Here is a 14,033-nt window from a genome sequence, read left to right on the forward strand (position 1 = left end):
TTCCTCCGTTGTCAGCTCTGGCGGAGCGTTTCGTCATTCCACCAGCAATAATTTGTATAGCGGTTGATTCTCTTCAACCAAATCGGCAAGCGTGTAGTTATCAAGTTCATTCAGGAAACTCTGCACGGCTTTTGAGAGGGCGACTTTTAGTCGGCAAGCGTTGGTGATGTGGCAAAAATCGCTGTGGCAGTTCACCAGGGTCAGCGGTTCCAGGGAGCGCACAACATCACTGATACGAATATCTCGCGCGGGCTTACCCAGGCGGATGCCGCCATTTTTCCCACGCACCGCCGCGACATAGCCTGCACGACTTAGCTGATTGATTATCTTAACCATATGATTACGGGACACACCATACGTTTCTGTCACTTCAGAAATGTTGGTCATCTGCCCTTCCGGCAAAGCCGCCATGTAAATCAAAGCGCGTAAACCGTAATCGGTAAAGCTTGTTAACTGCACACCAACCTCAATAAAAGGGAAAAAAGCGAGATACCCACAGGTATTGACTTTATTGATGATAAACCAGCCACCTGTCAGGTCGCTAATTTATTTGAACAGAAAGGTAAAAAAAGCGAGGAGAAAGGGCGCGAAATTCGCGCCCTTAAACAGGATTATGCGTCGAACGGGTCGCGCAGAATCATGGTCTCAGTGCGATCCGGACCGGTAGAGATGATATCGATCGGTACACCAGTAAGTTCTTCAATACGTTTGATGTAATTGAGCGCTGCCTGCGGCAGACCGCTGCGCTCTTTTACGCCAAAGGTGGTTTCAGACCAGCCCGGCATGGTTTCGTAGATCGGCTCAATGCCTTCCCAGTTGTCGGCGGCCAGCGGCGTGGTGTCCACTTCGCGGCCATCCGGCATACGGTAAGCAACGCAGATTTTCACCTCTTTCAGGCCATCCAGCACGTCCAGCTTGGTCAGGCAGAAACCAGAGAGGGAGTTGATCTGTACGGCACGGCGCACGGCAACGGCGTCCAGCCAGCCGGTACGACGACGACGACCGGTGGTCGCGCCAAATTCGTTACCCTGCTTGCAGAGGAACTCGCCGGTTTCATCAAACAGTTCGGTCGGGAACGGACCTGCGCCCACGCGAGTGGAGTAGGCTTTGATGATACCCAGCACGTAATCAACGTAGCGCGGGCCAAGGCCGGAACCGGTAGCAACACCGCCTGCGGTGGTGTTAGAGGAGGTGACGTACGGATAGGTGCCGTGGTCAATATCCAGCAGCGTACCCTGCGCGCCTTCGAACATGACGAAGTCGCCGCGCTTACGCGCCTGATCCAGCAGATCGGAAACGTCAACAACCATGGCAGTGAGGATGTCGGCGATTGCCATCACATCATCCAGCACTTTCTGGTAGTCGACTGCTTCAACTTTGTAGTAGTTCACCAGCTGGAAGTTGTGATATTCCATCACTTCTTTCAGTTTATCGGCGAAGGTCGCTTTATCGAACAGGTCGCCAACGCGCAGACCACGGCGGGCAACTTTATCTTCATACGCCGGGCCGATACCGCGACCGGTAGTGCCGATCGCTTTCGCGCCGCGCGCTTTCTCGCGAGCGACGTCCAGCGCAACGTGATAATCAAGGATTAACGGGCAGGCTTCAGAGAGCAGCAGACGTTCGCGAACCGGGATACCACGGTCTTCCAGTTCTTTCATCTCTTTCATCAGCGCAGCAGGCGACAGCACAACACCGTTACCGATGATGCTGATGACGTTTTCGCGAAGAATGCCTGATGGAATAAGATGGAGGACGGTTTTTTCACCGTTGATTACGAGAGTATGGCCTGCGTTGTGACCGCCCTGGTAGCGCACAACATATTTAGCCCGTTCAGTCAGAAGATCGACAATCTTCCCTTTACCTTCGTCACCCCATTGGGTGCCCAGTACGACGACGTTGTTACCCATTTTTTCAAAATCACCGTTTGCTTAAAAATGGATTCTACCACCGCTTTTTTAGAGAATCAGCACTTTTTCCGTGCAAAATTCCCGCGAGTTAGCCGATTATTGCTTCAGCCAATCGTTTTCCTCAACATGTAGTAGACAACGATGCCTGCCACCACTAGTCCCCCGCCAAAACGGCGCAAAATATTATCCGGAAGCTGGCTCAATGAGGCGATCATTCGCCGCCAGGCACGCGGATAGAGCATCGGCCCAAGCCCTTCGAGCACCAAAACTAACGCCAGCGCGAGCCAGATTGTTGCGTTCATGGATCATCCTCACAAAAGAAAAACCACCGCCCGGATTGAGGCGGTGGTTTTCATTATCAAAATCGTTGACGCGATATTAGCGTGCGGTGGAGGCCGGCGTCTTCATATAACGGAAGAAATCGCTGTCCGGGCTCAGCACCATCACATCCTGATTGCTGTCGAAGCTGTTTTCGTACGCACGCAGGCTACGGATAAAGGCGTAGAAGTCGGGATCCTGGCTGAAGGCATCAGCAAACAGTTTCGCCGCTTCGGCATCGCCTTCACCGCGCATGATGCGACCCTGACGCTCGGCTTCGGCCAGCGTTTTCGTCACCTCATAATCGGCTGCAGCGCGCAGTTTTTCCGCCTCTTCCTGACCCTGTGAACGGTGGCGACGCGCAACCGCTTCACGCTCAGCGCGCATACGGTTGTAAATCGCATCGGAGACTTCCGTTGGCAGGTTGATCTGCTTAATACGCACATCGACCACTTCAATGCCCAGCGCCGCCATACTGTTCGGGTTGACGACCGGCACTTTACCGTTTGTTTCAGCCTGAACGCGCTCAGCTGCTTTCGCGATAGCATCATCCGCCGCTGGCGTGACCACTTCATCTTCGGTGCCCGCAGAGCCGGAGTTCAGCGCGTCGCGCACTTCCGAAGTCAAACGGCCGCGGGAGTCGGTCACAATATCTTTTACATCCAGGCGACCAATCTCAGAGCGCAGACGGTCAGAGAACTTACGTTTCAGCAGCACTTCTGCCTGGGAGACGTCACCGCCGCCGGTGGCCAGGTAGTAACGGCTGAAATCGCTGATACGCCACTTGATGTAGGAGTCGACGATCAGGTCTTTCTTCTCTTTGGTCACAAAGCGATCCGCCTGGTTATCCATGGTCTGGATACGCGCATCAAGCAGTTTGACCGATTCAATAAACGGCAGTTTAAAGTGCAGGCCCGGTTCGAAGACTAATGGCTTATTATCGCCGTCACGCAGCACTTTACCGAAACGCAGCGAAATTCCGCGCTCGCCTTCTCGCACCACGAAAATCGAGGTGAAAAACACTACCAGCACGATGATGATGATCGCGATTACTGACTTACGCATCGTTATTCCCCCTGACGCTGGTAGTCGTTACGCTGCGCGTTTACGCGGCGTTGATCCATGATATCTCCCGCTGAGGAAGTCGAATTGCTGTTGGCGTTGCTGCCGGAGTTGGAGGCAGGCGGCAGACGAAGCAGATTATTTGCACCGTTGCTGTCGCTCTTCGCCGCCGGCGCGTTACCGCCTTTCAGCATCTGATCCAGCGGAAGCACCATCAGGTTGCCGCCTTTATCGTTCACCAGCACTTTACGGGTGTGGCTCAGCACTTTTTCCATCGCTTCGATATAGAGACGCTCGCGGGTGATTTCCGGGGCGGCTTTATATTCAGGCAGGATCCGGGCAAAACGCGCCACTTCACCCTGCGCTTCCAGCACGGTCTGCGTTTTGTACGCGCGCGCCTCTTCAAGGATACGCTGCGCCTGGCCGTTCGCACGCGGCTGCACTTCGTTGGTGTAAGCTTCCGCTTCACGAATAAACTGCTGCTCGTTTTCACGGGCGGCAATCGCATCATCAAACGCGGCTTTCACCTCTTCCGGCGGACGAGCGGCCTGGAAGTTGACGTCCAGCAGGGTAATACCCATGTTGTAAGGACGAATGGTCTCCTCCAGCTCGCGCTGGGTATCGCTACGAATAACGGTACGCCCTTCGGTCAGAATACGATCCATGGTGTATTTACCGATCACGCCGCGCAGGGCGCTGTCGGTCGCCTGGCGCAGACTGTCGTCGGCGCTGGCAACGCTAAACAGATAGCGCTCAGGATCGGTTACGCGGTACTGCACGTTCATCTCGACGCGCACGACGTTTTCATCAGAGGTGAGCATCACGCCAGAAGCAGCCAGTTCACGAACGGACTCAACGTTTACCGCCGTCACGTTGTCGATAAAGGTCGGCTTCCAGTTCAGACCCGGCTCCACCAGGTGACTGAATTTACCAAAGCGTGTCACCACGCCGCGCTCCGCTTCTTTAATGGTGTAGAAGCCGGTCGCAGCCCAGATCACCACGGCAGCAACGGCAGCGATGCCGAAAACGCGCCCGCCCATTGGATTGCGAGGGCCAGAAGAACCTGGATTACTTCCGCCGGTGCCTTTGCCACCGCCCAGACCGCCGAGCTTTTTACTCAGCTTGCGGAAGATATCATCCAGATCAGGGGGCCCCTGATCGCGACCACCTTTGTTTCCATTTCCCTCAGAGTTGCCGCCTGGTTTGCTGCTTCCCCACGGGTCGCGGTCTTGTCCGTTGTTACCGGGCTGATTCCACGCCATGTATGTGCTCCATATTTATTTTGCGGTGTATGCCCGCGCAGGCGGGCACCCCCAAAGGGGAAAAATCTTCAGGCTTTGCCGATCAAACGATGTACTCTTCGAGCGCCGGTTCTTGTTTACAGAGTCGACGCCAGTCAACGATGGGCATCCGTATCTGCATACCTACGCTGCCATCCTCTTCCGTCCACTCTTTTTCTATTGCCTGAAGCTGATAAAACCGGCTTCTTAAACGCCCCTCTTCCGCTGGCAGTCGCAGCGTATGCTGCGCAACTTCGCCTGCAAGACGTTCTGTCAAAGCCTGGAATAACAGTGGTACGCCAGCCCCCGTCTGCGCAGAGAGCCAGACGCGGGTCGGTTTGTTCTCTTCATCTCTGTCGATACGCGGCTCAAACTCCTCCAGCATATCGATCTTGTTCATCACCAGCAGCGTCGGGATCTCGTGTGCGTCGATCTCTTCGAGCACCGTATTCACCGCGTCGATATTTTCCTGCACGCGCAGGTCAGCGCCGTCAATTACGTGCAGCAGCAGTGTCGCCTGGCGCGTCTCCTGCAGCGTCGCTTTAAACGCGGCAACCAGATCGTGCGGCAGATGGCGAATAAAGCCGACGGTATCGGCCAGTACGGTTTCGCCCACATCTGCAACGTCAATGCGACGCAGCGTCGGATCCAGCGTGGCGAATAGCTGATCGGCTGCGTAAACCTGCGCTTCGGTTATCTGGTTAAACAGCGTCGATTTACCGGCGTTGGTATAACCCACCAGCGAAACCGTGGGAATATCCGCCTTGGTACGGGAACGACGCCCCTGTTCACGCTGTTTCTCAACCTTTTCCAGGCGCGAGAGGATTTGGGTAATACGATTACGTAACAAACGACGGTCAGTTTCGAGCTGGGTTTCACCCGGGCCACGCAAACCAATCCCGCCCTTCTGTCTTTCAAGGTGGGTCCAGCCACGCACAAGGCGCGTCGCCAGATGGCGCAACTGCGCCAGTTCTACCTGCAATTTCCCCTCATGCGTTCGTGCACGCTGGGCAAAAATATCCAAAATAAGGCCGGTGCGATCGATAACGCGACATTCGCACAGTCGCTCCAGGTTACGTTCCTGGGCAGGGGTTAGCGCATGATCAAAGAGTACGACGGACGCACCCGTTGCTTTTACGGCTTCTGCAATCTCGACTGCTTTACCTTCACCAACGAAATATTTGGGGTGCGGTGCTTTACGGCTACCGGTAATCACCTGCATTGCTTCGACACCGGCGGAAGAGACCAGAGCTTCAAACTCCTGGAGATCTTCCATATCTTTGTCTTGCGAAAAATAGATGTGTACCAGCACCGCCTGCTCACCGGCGTCATAACGGTCAAACAAGCGTAAACCCTCATTAAATACCAGCGGGGAACACAGCGAAACTGGCTCCCCGATCTGGAAATCAGCCTTCAACCTTACTCGGTTTCTTCGCTGTCCTGCTGTGCAGAGCCTTGCGCGTTGCTACCATGATGGTAGTTGTTGTTGGAGCCGCCACCCGCATTGTTGCTGTGATGTGAAACCGGGCGAGACGGAACAACAGTCGAAATCGCGTGCTTATAAACCATCTGGCTGACTGTGTTTTTCAGCAAAATTACGAACTGATCGAAAGACTCAATCTGTCCTTGCAGTTTGATACCATTCACCAAATAAATTGAAACTGGAACACGTTCCCGACGCAGTGCGTTCAGGAACGGATCTTGTAAAGATTGCCCCTTAGCCATTCTATCTTTTCCTTATATGCTTGTTTTGTACTTAGAACCCGGAAGCTCTGAAAACTGCGTAAAAATTTGCGCACGATACGCGGTAATTGTACACATTCACCCTGCGATAGCACTAACTACCTGTAACACGTCATGGTAAGACTTTTCTGGCTTTTCACTCTCTAACCAGTGAACCTCACTCCATCCGCGCAGCCAGGTCATCTGTCGCTTGGCTAACTGCCTCGTGGCGCAAATACCTCGATAAACCATTTCATCGTATGAAATCTCGCCTTCAAGATAAGACCACATCTGGCGATATCCCACACAACGAACGGAAGGCATATCCGTATGCAAATCTCCGCGAGCAAAAAGCGCCCGCACTTCTGCTTCAAAACCTGAAGCTAACATCTGGTGAAAACGCTGCTCGATTCGTTGATGGAGCAGTTCACGGCTCGCCGGGGCGATGGCGAACTGATGCACCTGGTAAGGCAGAGCGTCTCCTGACGTTTGCGTCAGATCTGTTAAAGTTTTACCCGAAATGAAAAAAACTTCCAGTGCCCGGGAAAGCCTTTGCGGATCATTCGGATGGATTCGTGCTGCAGCGACAGGATCGATGATCTGTAACTGCGCATGTAACGCATCCCACCCACGCTCTGCCGCCTGCCGTTCAATCTCGGCTCGTACCTTCGGATCGGCTGACGGTAAGGGAGATAACCCCTCCAGCAGCGCCTTAAAGTAGAGCATCGTGCCGCCCACCAGCAGAGGAATGCGTCCTGCGTCGGTGATGGCTTTCATTTCAGCCAGCGCATCGCGGCGGAAATCAGCCGCGGAGTAGGCCTGCGCCGGATCCCGGATATCAAGCAACCGGTGCGGCGCAGCGCGAAGCTCTTCCGCGTTCGGTTTAGCTGTACCGATATCCATGCCTTGATAAATAAGGGCTGAATCAACGCTTATCAACTCAACTGGCAAAACTTTACGTAACGCGATAGCGAGCGCTGTTTTACCGGAGGCCGTCGGGCCCATCAAAAAAATTGCCTTCGGCAGGCTTGCCTTACTGACTTCACTCATCGTTCAGGGCGTTCATCGCCTTTTGTAAATCAACAGGTTGTAATAAACCATCCGGCGGGGTCTTTACCAGATGCGGACAAAGCCGTTCAACGTCGGCCAACAAAGTGATCGCCTGAGCAACGCTCCACTGCGCATGTTCGGTCGCCAGACGGCGCGCCAGCCAGTGGGAAATATTCACCGCGTCAATGCTTGTCTGCTGCGCCAGGTAGCCTAACAGTTCAGGAATCAAGTTTTGTAAATTTTGTTGGCGCAAGGGTAAAGGCACCGCGCGAATGGTCACGTGATGGCCATCCGGCACAAATTCGATGCCCATTTGCGTCAGCACGGGCTGCGCGCGCTTGAGTGCTGCGCTCTCATCGGCAGAGATTTTCAGGCGTACCGGAATCAACAGCGGTTGCCCGCAGCCCGGCGCATTATCGGGCGAGAGCTGGGCATGGCGTAGCCAGCGCTCGGCCACCGGCAATGCCAGCAGCGCCAGCTTACCGTCGCGCTCAAGCAGCGCGTAGTGCGGCGCAATCAGCGTCAGCACGCGGCCAAAACTCTGGCTGTGCCCGTCGAGCACCGGGGCTGAAGAAGGGGGTCGTTTCTCCGCTTTCGGTTCAACCATCGGCGTTTCCAGCAGCTTCTGGTAGAGCGCGCCCTGCTTTTTCTGGTAACCCGGCTGCGCGTTTGGCCAGCCGCGATCGCTGCTCGCGGGTAGACGAGAAGACGCGCCGGAGGACGATCCGCCGCCGGAAGAGGGAGAATAAGATCCTGCCTCGGGTTCTCGCACGGCGCGCGGCTCGGCAAACTGGTTACGCCCCGCGGCCACGCGGTTTTCCGGAAGCACGCGCAGCGCAGGTTCGTCAGAGAGCGGCAGCGTCGCGTCAAGCTGCTGCTGCAACACGCTCAGCACTCCCTGATAGATAAAGTCATGCACCAACCGCGACTGGTGAAAGCGCACTTCATGCTTAGCCGGATGAACGTTGACATCCACCTGGTGCGGATCGATCTCCAGGTAGAGCACAAAAGCGGGTTGCTGATCGGCGCCGAGCTTATCTTCGCAGGCCTGGCGAATGGCATGGTTAATCAACCTGTCACGCATCATGCGGCCATTGACATAGCAATACTGAATATCGGTAAACGCGGCGGTGCTGCTCTTCGGATCGGCGACCCAACCGCGCAGGGCTAAATCGCCGTGCTGCCACTCAATCGCCAGCGCCTGCTCCAGGAAAGGCGTTCCGCAAATGGCGCCCAGACGACGCTCTTTCTGCCCGCCTTGTGCCACCGCGCGGTACTGGCGCACCATTTTGCCGTTATGGTTGAGGTTGATGGTGACGTCGAAGCGCGCCAGCGCGATGCGGCGGATCACCTCATCGATATGGTTAAACTCGGTCTTTTCAGTGCGCATAAACTTGCGCCGCGCCGGGGTGTTGTAGAAGAGATCCAGCACTTCAAGGGTCGTGCCAACCGGATGGGCAGCCGGTTTTACCGTGACTGCCATCTCGCGCCCTTCAGCATACGCCTGCCACGCTTCTTGCTGATCAGCGGTGCGCGAGGTGAGCGTTAAGCGCGAAACCGAACTGATACTCGCCAGCGCTTCGCCGCGAAAGCCAAGGCTAATGATCGCTTCTAAATCATCAAGAGAGGCGATCTTGCTGGTAGCATGCCGCGCTAATGCCAGCGCCAGCTCCTCTTTTTTGATCCCGCAGCCGTTATCCCGGATGCGAATCAGCTTGGCACCGCCGCGCTCAATATCGATATCGATGCGCGTCGCACCGGCATCAAGGCTGTTTTCCACCAGCTCTTTCACTACCGACGCAGGGCGTTCAACCACTTCGCCTGCGGCGATCTGGTTCGCAAGCTGTGGCGGTAGAACCTGTATCGGCATGAAAAGAATCCTTAGTTAAGCAGACCATCTGCGGGCGCGCCCGCATTCGCCATTTGCGCACCGCCCTGCGGGGCTGATTGCAGAGGATGCGCAAGGAAGTAGTTACGCAGACCGCCATAAATGGCCGCCGCGATTTGCTGTTGGTAGTCATCGCTGGCAAGCAGGCGCTCTTCGCTGCGATTGCTGATAAACCCGGTTTCGACCAGCACAGAGGGAATATCCGGCGAGCGCAATACGCCAAGGCTTGCATGCTCCGGGCGGCGTTTATGCAGCGCGCCCACGCGCTGAAGCTGGCTCAGCATATTGGTGGCGACATCATAGCCGACGCGCTGGGAGTGGCCGAACTGGAGATCGAGCACCGCCTGGCTGAGATAGGGGTCGGACTGGCTGTTAGCCAGCACATCGCCCGCACCGCCCAGCAGTTCGGACTGCTTCTCATGCTGCTCAAGCCAGCTTGCCATTTCGCTGTTCGCACGGCGGTTTGAGAGCACCCACACCGAGGCCCCCGTCGCGTCACGGTTCGGCGCGGCATCCGCATGAATCGAGACCAGGAAGTTGGCGTTCTGTTTACGCGCCACGTCAGAACGGCCCATCACCGAAATAAAGTAGTCGCCGTCACGGGTCATCACTGGCTTAAACATCGGGTCGGCGTTCAGCAAGGCGCGAAGCTTACGCGCGATGGCAATCGTCACGCTCTTTTCCTGCGTGCCGCCTGCGCCAATTGCGCCCGGGTCCTGGCCGCCGTGACCGGCGTCAATGGCGATAATCACTTTATCGCCCGAGGCCGCGCGCGTCTGTGCGGCAGGTCGGGTGGTTGTATTACTGCTGACGACGCTGGTCATGCGATCGTTATCCGGTTTAAACGGATTACGCGCAGGCGTACCCGGCTGCGACCTCATGACCGGTGTCTCGGCGCGCTTCACCACCACGGGCGGCGGCGGAGGCGGAGGTGGCGCATCAGCATCAATGGTAAAGATCACCGTATACCCTGCCCCGCTCTGCTGTTTTACCGCGCGGGTTTTGCCATTTTGCGTCAGGTCGACCACCAGGCGGATCGACTGGTTATCTTTCGCCGTCCCGGCACGGATGCTCTTAACCAGATTGTTACCGCTGAACTGCAGCGGCAGCCCTTGAATAATGCCGGTCTGCTTGATATCAAGCGCCACGCTGCGCTTGCCCTGCGGGCTAAACGCATAGTCAGGATCGCCCATAAAGCTGAAGGTGATGCGCGCCTGGTTCTCGCCATTCGATACCTGAATATCCGCTAAACTCGCGGCGTTAACCTGGAAACAGAGCAGCAACAGCGTAAGCGCCAACCAACTTGTTATGCGAGAGATCATCCCGTCACCTTTCCTGTTAACCAGCCATACGCGCCAGCAACGATTCGCCCGATGAGGATACTGCGCGAATGCGCGCCTCACGCCCCTGCGCCTGATAATCTAAATGGATTTCAATATCCGGCTCCGGCAATACGCCTGCGCCCTGCTGCGGCCACTCGACGAGGCAGATGGCGTCGTTGGCAAAATAGTCGCGGATGCCCATAAACTCCAGCTCTTCTGGATCGGCGAGCCGATAGAGATCGAAGTGATAGACCATCAGCTTATCAAGGTCGTACGGCTCCACCAGCGTGTAGGTCGGGCTTTTCACATTCCCGTGGTGACCCAGTGCCTGCAGAAAGCCACGGCTGAAAGTCGTTTTGCCGGCACCAAGATCGCCATACAGATAGATCACCGTGGCGCCCGCGCACGCTTGCGCCACGCGCTGACCGAGATCGAGGGTGGCTTGTTCATCAGGTAAAGGAATCACGCGATTAATCATTTTCTGTATCAATTACATCCGGGTTAACAACACGCAGTAGCGTGCTAAAAAGATCGGTAGCCAGCATGCCGCGCTGGCCATACTGTGCCGCCCGCAGATCCGCCGCCGCGCCGTGCGCAACGCAGCCTGCAGAGGCAGCATCATACAAACTGAATTTCTGTCCGAGCAGCGCGCCGATAATACCAGAGAGCACGTCGCCCATACCGCCGCTGCCCATTCCGGCATTGCCGGCATCAATAATACCGCATTCGCCGTCTGCGCTTGCCACCACTGTGCCCGCGCCTTTCAGCACCACCACCCCCGCATAGCGTTTTACCAGACGCTGCGCCGAAAGTAAGCGATCACTTTCAATTTCCGCCACGCTGCAGTTAAGCAGACGCGCAGCTTCGCCTGGGTGCGGCGTCAATACGCGATTGTGACGTTTATCGGGGTTGATTGCCAGAAGGTTCAGTGCATCCGCATCCCACAACATCGGTTTACGGAAGTTCTCCACTTTCTGCAGCGCTTTTTTACCCCACTCCTGTTGCCCGAGGCCAGGGCCAATCACCACTACATCTGCCCATTCAAGGCTCTCTTCAAGGGACTCAGGGGTTAGCTCGTCGACCATAAGCTCTGGCCGCTGAGTAATGATGGGGGCAATGTTCTCGCGGCGCGTCAGAATGCGCACTAACCCGGCACCGGTACGCAAAGCTGCTTCGCCCGTCATGCGAATAGCGCCCGCCGTACCGTGGTCACCGCCAATAATCACCAACCGGCCATTATCACCTTTATGAGACGTTGGCGGGCGCGGCGTAAACCATTCTGCAAGTTGGCTGGCATCAAAACGGGAAAGAGGTGGCTGCTGCCCGTCAAGCCACGCCTCAAGGCCCAGTGCATGGTGATGCAGTTGGCCTACCACATCACGCGCTTTACCGGTAAGCAGCCCCGGTTTCAGGGCAATAAACGTGATGGTATGTCGAGCCTGGATCACCGCGCCAGGTGTGGTGCCGGTCTGCGCATTAAGGCCTGATGGGATATCAAGGGCAATACACGGCGCAACATGCTGGTTGGCACGCGTAATCAACGCCGCAACGTTATCGCGCGGCGCGCTGCGCAGCCCGGTACCGAGCAGGCCGTCGATAATCAGATCAATACCTTCAGGCCAGAGCGCCTCTGCGGCGTGGATCATGCCACCGGCATTGAGCCAGGCCTCACGCGCCTGTGCCGCCTCTTCCGGCAGGGGTTTATCACTCTCGAGCGCGATCGCGGTAACCTCAATGCCCGCAGCGGCCGCCAGGCGCGCAACAACATAGCTATCGCCGCCGTTGTTGCCATGCCCGCACAGCACCAGCCAGTGTTTTGTATTGGGAAAATGATCCCGCGCCAGCTGGAAAGCAGCCTGGCCTGCGCGCAGCATCAATTCGTATAACGTGATACCGAGGCTGTCTGCCGCCTCTTGTTCGATACGTTTCAGGTCGTCAGCAGGCCAGATGGAGTGTGGTATACTTGCCGCGTTTTTTTTCATCTCTATGGTCCGTCATGTCACAGCCCCTCGATCTCAATCAGTTAGCGCAACAAATCAAGCAGTGGGGCACTGAATTAGGTTTTCAGCAGGTCGGTATTACCGATACCGATCTCACGGCCAGCGAGCCGAAGCTGCAGGCGTGGCTGGATAAACAGTATCACGGCGAGATGGAGTGGATGGCGCGTCACGGTATGATGCGCGCCCGCCCCCATGAGCTTCTCCCCGGCACGCTTCGCGTCATCAGCGTACGAATGAACTACCTGCCGCCGAACGCGGCCTTCGCCAGCACGCTAAAAAACCCGGCGCTCGGTTATGTCAGCCGCTACGCGCTGGGCCGCGACTATCATAAGCTGCTGCGCAGCCGCCTTAAAAAGCTCGGCGAGCTGATTCAGCAGCAGTGTGCTTCGCTGAATTTTAGACCGTTTGTCGACTCTGCGCCCATTCTTGAGCGGCCGCTGGCGGAAAAAGCGGGGCTTGGCTGGACTGGTAAGCACTCACTTATTCTCAGCCGCGATGCGGGGTCATTTTTCTTTCTTGGCGAACTGCTGATTGACCTGCCTTTGCCCGTTGACCAACCCGTTGAAGAGGGCTGCGGGCGCTGCGTCGCCTGCATGACCATCTGCCCAACCGGGGCGATTGTCGAGCCCTACACCGTCGATGCGCGCCGCTGCATCTCCTATCTCACCATCGAGTTAGAGGGCGCGATCCCCGAGGAGTTTCGCCCGCTTATCGGTAACCGGATTTACGGCTGCGATGACTGCCAGCTTATCTGCCCGTGGAACCGCTTCTCGCAGCTTACGGATGAGGCAGATTTCAGCCCGCGCAAAGCCCTGCACGCGCCAGCGCTGATTGAACTGTTTGCGTGGAGTGAAGCGCGCTTTTTAAAAATCACGGAAGGTTCGGCTATTCGCCGTATTGGTCATCTACGCTGGCTGCGCAATATTGCGGTCGCGCTGGGCAATGCACCGTGGGATGAGGCCAATATCGTGGCGCTAAAACAGCGCCTGGGTGAGCACCCACTTCTTGATGAGCACATCACGTGGGCGATTGCGCAGCAAATTGAGAAGCGTAATGCCTGCGTCGTTGAGGTGCAGCTGCCGCAAAAACAGCGTCTGGTGCGGGTGGTGGAAAAGGGGCTGCCGCGCGATGCCTGAGCCATCCACAGCTTGTGAATAAAATTAAAAACACATTACGTTTCAACGTTAACAAATTCGTCAAGCGATCTTGTTAACATTTTGACATGTTATTTTTATTTTAAAATTCATGGGCTTACAAAGGAATAATTTGATAAGCGAAGCAACAGAAATCCGGCTAAGGAAAGGTCTTCCTGTGGATAACTCTGTTCACAATACTTTTTCAGCATGAAAGGAAATCGCCCGCAGCGCGGTTATTCGCTGTGGATAATTTTTTGGATACGAAAGATTGGAGCGGGAAACGAGACTCGAACTCGCGACCCCGACCTTGGCAAGGTCGTGCTCTACCAACTGAGCTATTCCCGC

At 56.1% G+C, this 14,033-nt stretch carries 13 protein-coding genes and 1 tRNA gene; 1 reads left to right on the forward strand and 13 read right to left on the reverse strand.

What is annotated here, in order from left to right; all coding sequences use genetic code 11:
- Window positions 1-33 precede the first annotated feature (33 nt).
- From nsrR to nnr, 12 genes are all read right to left on the reverse strand, one after another.
- Window positions 34-459, reverse strand: coding sequence for a nitric oxide-sensing transcriptional repressor NsrR (gene nsrR / locus PU683_RS18670; RefSeq protein WP_277174017.1), 426 nt, complete (start codon window positions 457-459; stop codon window positions 34-36).
- 152 nt (window positions 460-611) lie between these two features.
- Window positions 612-1,910: an adenylosuccinate synthase gene (locus PU683_RS18675; RefSeq protein WP_277174018.1), complete on the reverse strand. Its 1,299-nt coding sequence runs from the start codon at window positions 1,908-1,910 to the stop codon at window positions 612-614.
- 104 nt (window positions 1,911-2,014) lie between these two features.
- The gene (locus PU683_RS18680; protein WP_023478406.1) at window positions 2,015-2,212 is read right to left on the reverse strand and encodes a DUF2065 domain-containing protein; all 198 of its coding nucleotides are present in this window, start codon (window positions 2,210-2,212) and stop codon (window positions 2,015-2,017) included.
- 76 nt (window positions 2,213-2,288) lie between these two features.
- The gene (gene hflC, locus PU683_RS18685; protein ID WP_277174019.1) at window positions 2,289-3,293 is read right to left on the reverse strand and encodes a protease modulator HflC; all 1,005 of its coding nucleotides are present in this window, start codon (window positions 3,291-3,293) and stop codon (window positions 2,289-2,291) included.
- Window positions 3,294-3,295: 2 nt separating this feature from the next.
- Window positions 3,296-4,552: an FtsH protease activity modulator HflK gene (gene hflK / locus PU683_RS18690; protein ID WP_277174020.1), complete on the reverse strand. Its 1,257-nt coding sequence runs from the start codon at window positions 4,550-4,552 to the stop codon at window positions 3,296-3,298.
- Between the two features lie 82 nt (window positions 4,553-4,634).
- Complete coding sequence (gene hflX / locus PU683_RS18695) at window positions 4,635-5,915, reverse strand: ribosome rescue GTPase HflX (RefSeq protein WP_277174021.1); 1,281 nt, start codon at window positions 5,913-5,915, stop codon at window positions 4,635-4,637.
- Between the two features lie 74 nt (window positions 5,916-5,989).
- On the reverse strand, window positions 5,990-6,295 hold the full coding sequence (gene hfq / locus PU683_RS18700) for an RNA chaperone Hfq (RefSeq protein ID WP_023478362.1): 306 nt from the start codon (window positions 6,293-6,295) through the stop codon (window positions 5,990-5,992).
- Window positions 6,296-6,391: 96 nt separating this feature from the next.
- Window positions 6,392-7,342 (reverse strand): tRNA (adenosine(37)-N6)-dimethylallyltransferase MiaA, encoded by a 951-nt coding sequence (miaA, locus tag PU683_RS18705; RefSeq protein WP_277174022.1) that lies wholly within the window; start codon window positions 7,340-7,342, stop codon window positions 6,392-6,394.
- Window positions 7,335-9,212, reverse strand: a complete 1,878-nt coding sequence (gene mutL, locus PU683_RS18710) for a DNA mismatch repair endonuclease MutL (RefSeq protein WP_277174023.1) — start codon at window positions 9,210-9,212, stop codon at window positions 7,335-7,337. Before mutL ends, miaA begins: the two co-directional genes overlap by 8 nt.
- A gap of 11 nt (window positions 9,213-9,223) precedes the next feature.
- A complete protein-coding gene (gene amiB / locus PU683_RS18715) occupies window positions 9,224-10,552 on the reverse strand; it encodes an N-acetylmuramoyl-L-alanine amidase AmiB (protein ID WP_277174025.1) in 1,329 nt (442 codons plus the stop codon).
- Window positions 10,553-10,568: 16 nt separating this feature from the next.
- Window positions 10,569-11,030: a tRNA (adenosine(37)-N6)-threonylcarbamoyltransferase complex ATPase subunit type 1 TsaE gene (gene tsaE, locus PU683_RS18720; protein WP_277174027.1), complete on the reverse strand. Its 462-nt coding sequence runs from the start codon at window positions 11,028-11,030 to the stop codon at window positions 10,569-10,571.
- Entirely contained in the window at window positions 11,023-12,534 is a 1,512-nt protein-coding gene (gene nnr, locus PU683_RS18725) for a bifunctional ADP-dependent NAD(P)H-hydrate dehydratase/NAD(P)H-hydrate epimerase (protein ID WP_277174029.1), read from the reverse strand. The genes tsaE and nnr overlap by 8 nt, the downstream gene beginning before the upstream one ends.
- A gap of 14 nt (window positions 12,535-12,548) precedes the next feature.
- Between nnr and queG the strand changes: the two genes are divergently transcribed.
- On the forward strand, window positions 12,549-13,688 hold the full coding sequence (gene queG, locus PU683_RS18730) for a tRNA epoxyqueuosine(34) reductase QueG (protein WP_277174031.1): 1,140 nt from the start codon (window positions 12,549-12,551) through the stop codon (window positions 13,686-13,688).
- Window positions 13,689-13,957: 269 nt separating this feature from the next.
- Here queG and PU683_RS18735 read toward each other — a convergent pair.
- Window positions 13,958-14,033: transfer RNA gene (locus PU683_RS18735), tRNA-Gly, on the reverse strand.

It is taken from the genome of Candidatus Kosakonia sp. 282A-S69 (genome assembly GCF_029433855.1).
GTDB lineage: Bacteria > Pseudomonadota > Gammaproteobacteria > Enterobacterales > Enterobacteriaceae > Kosakonia > Kosakonia cowanii_A.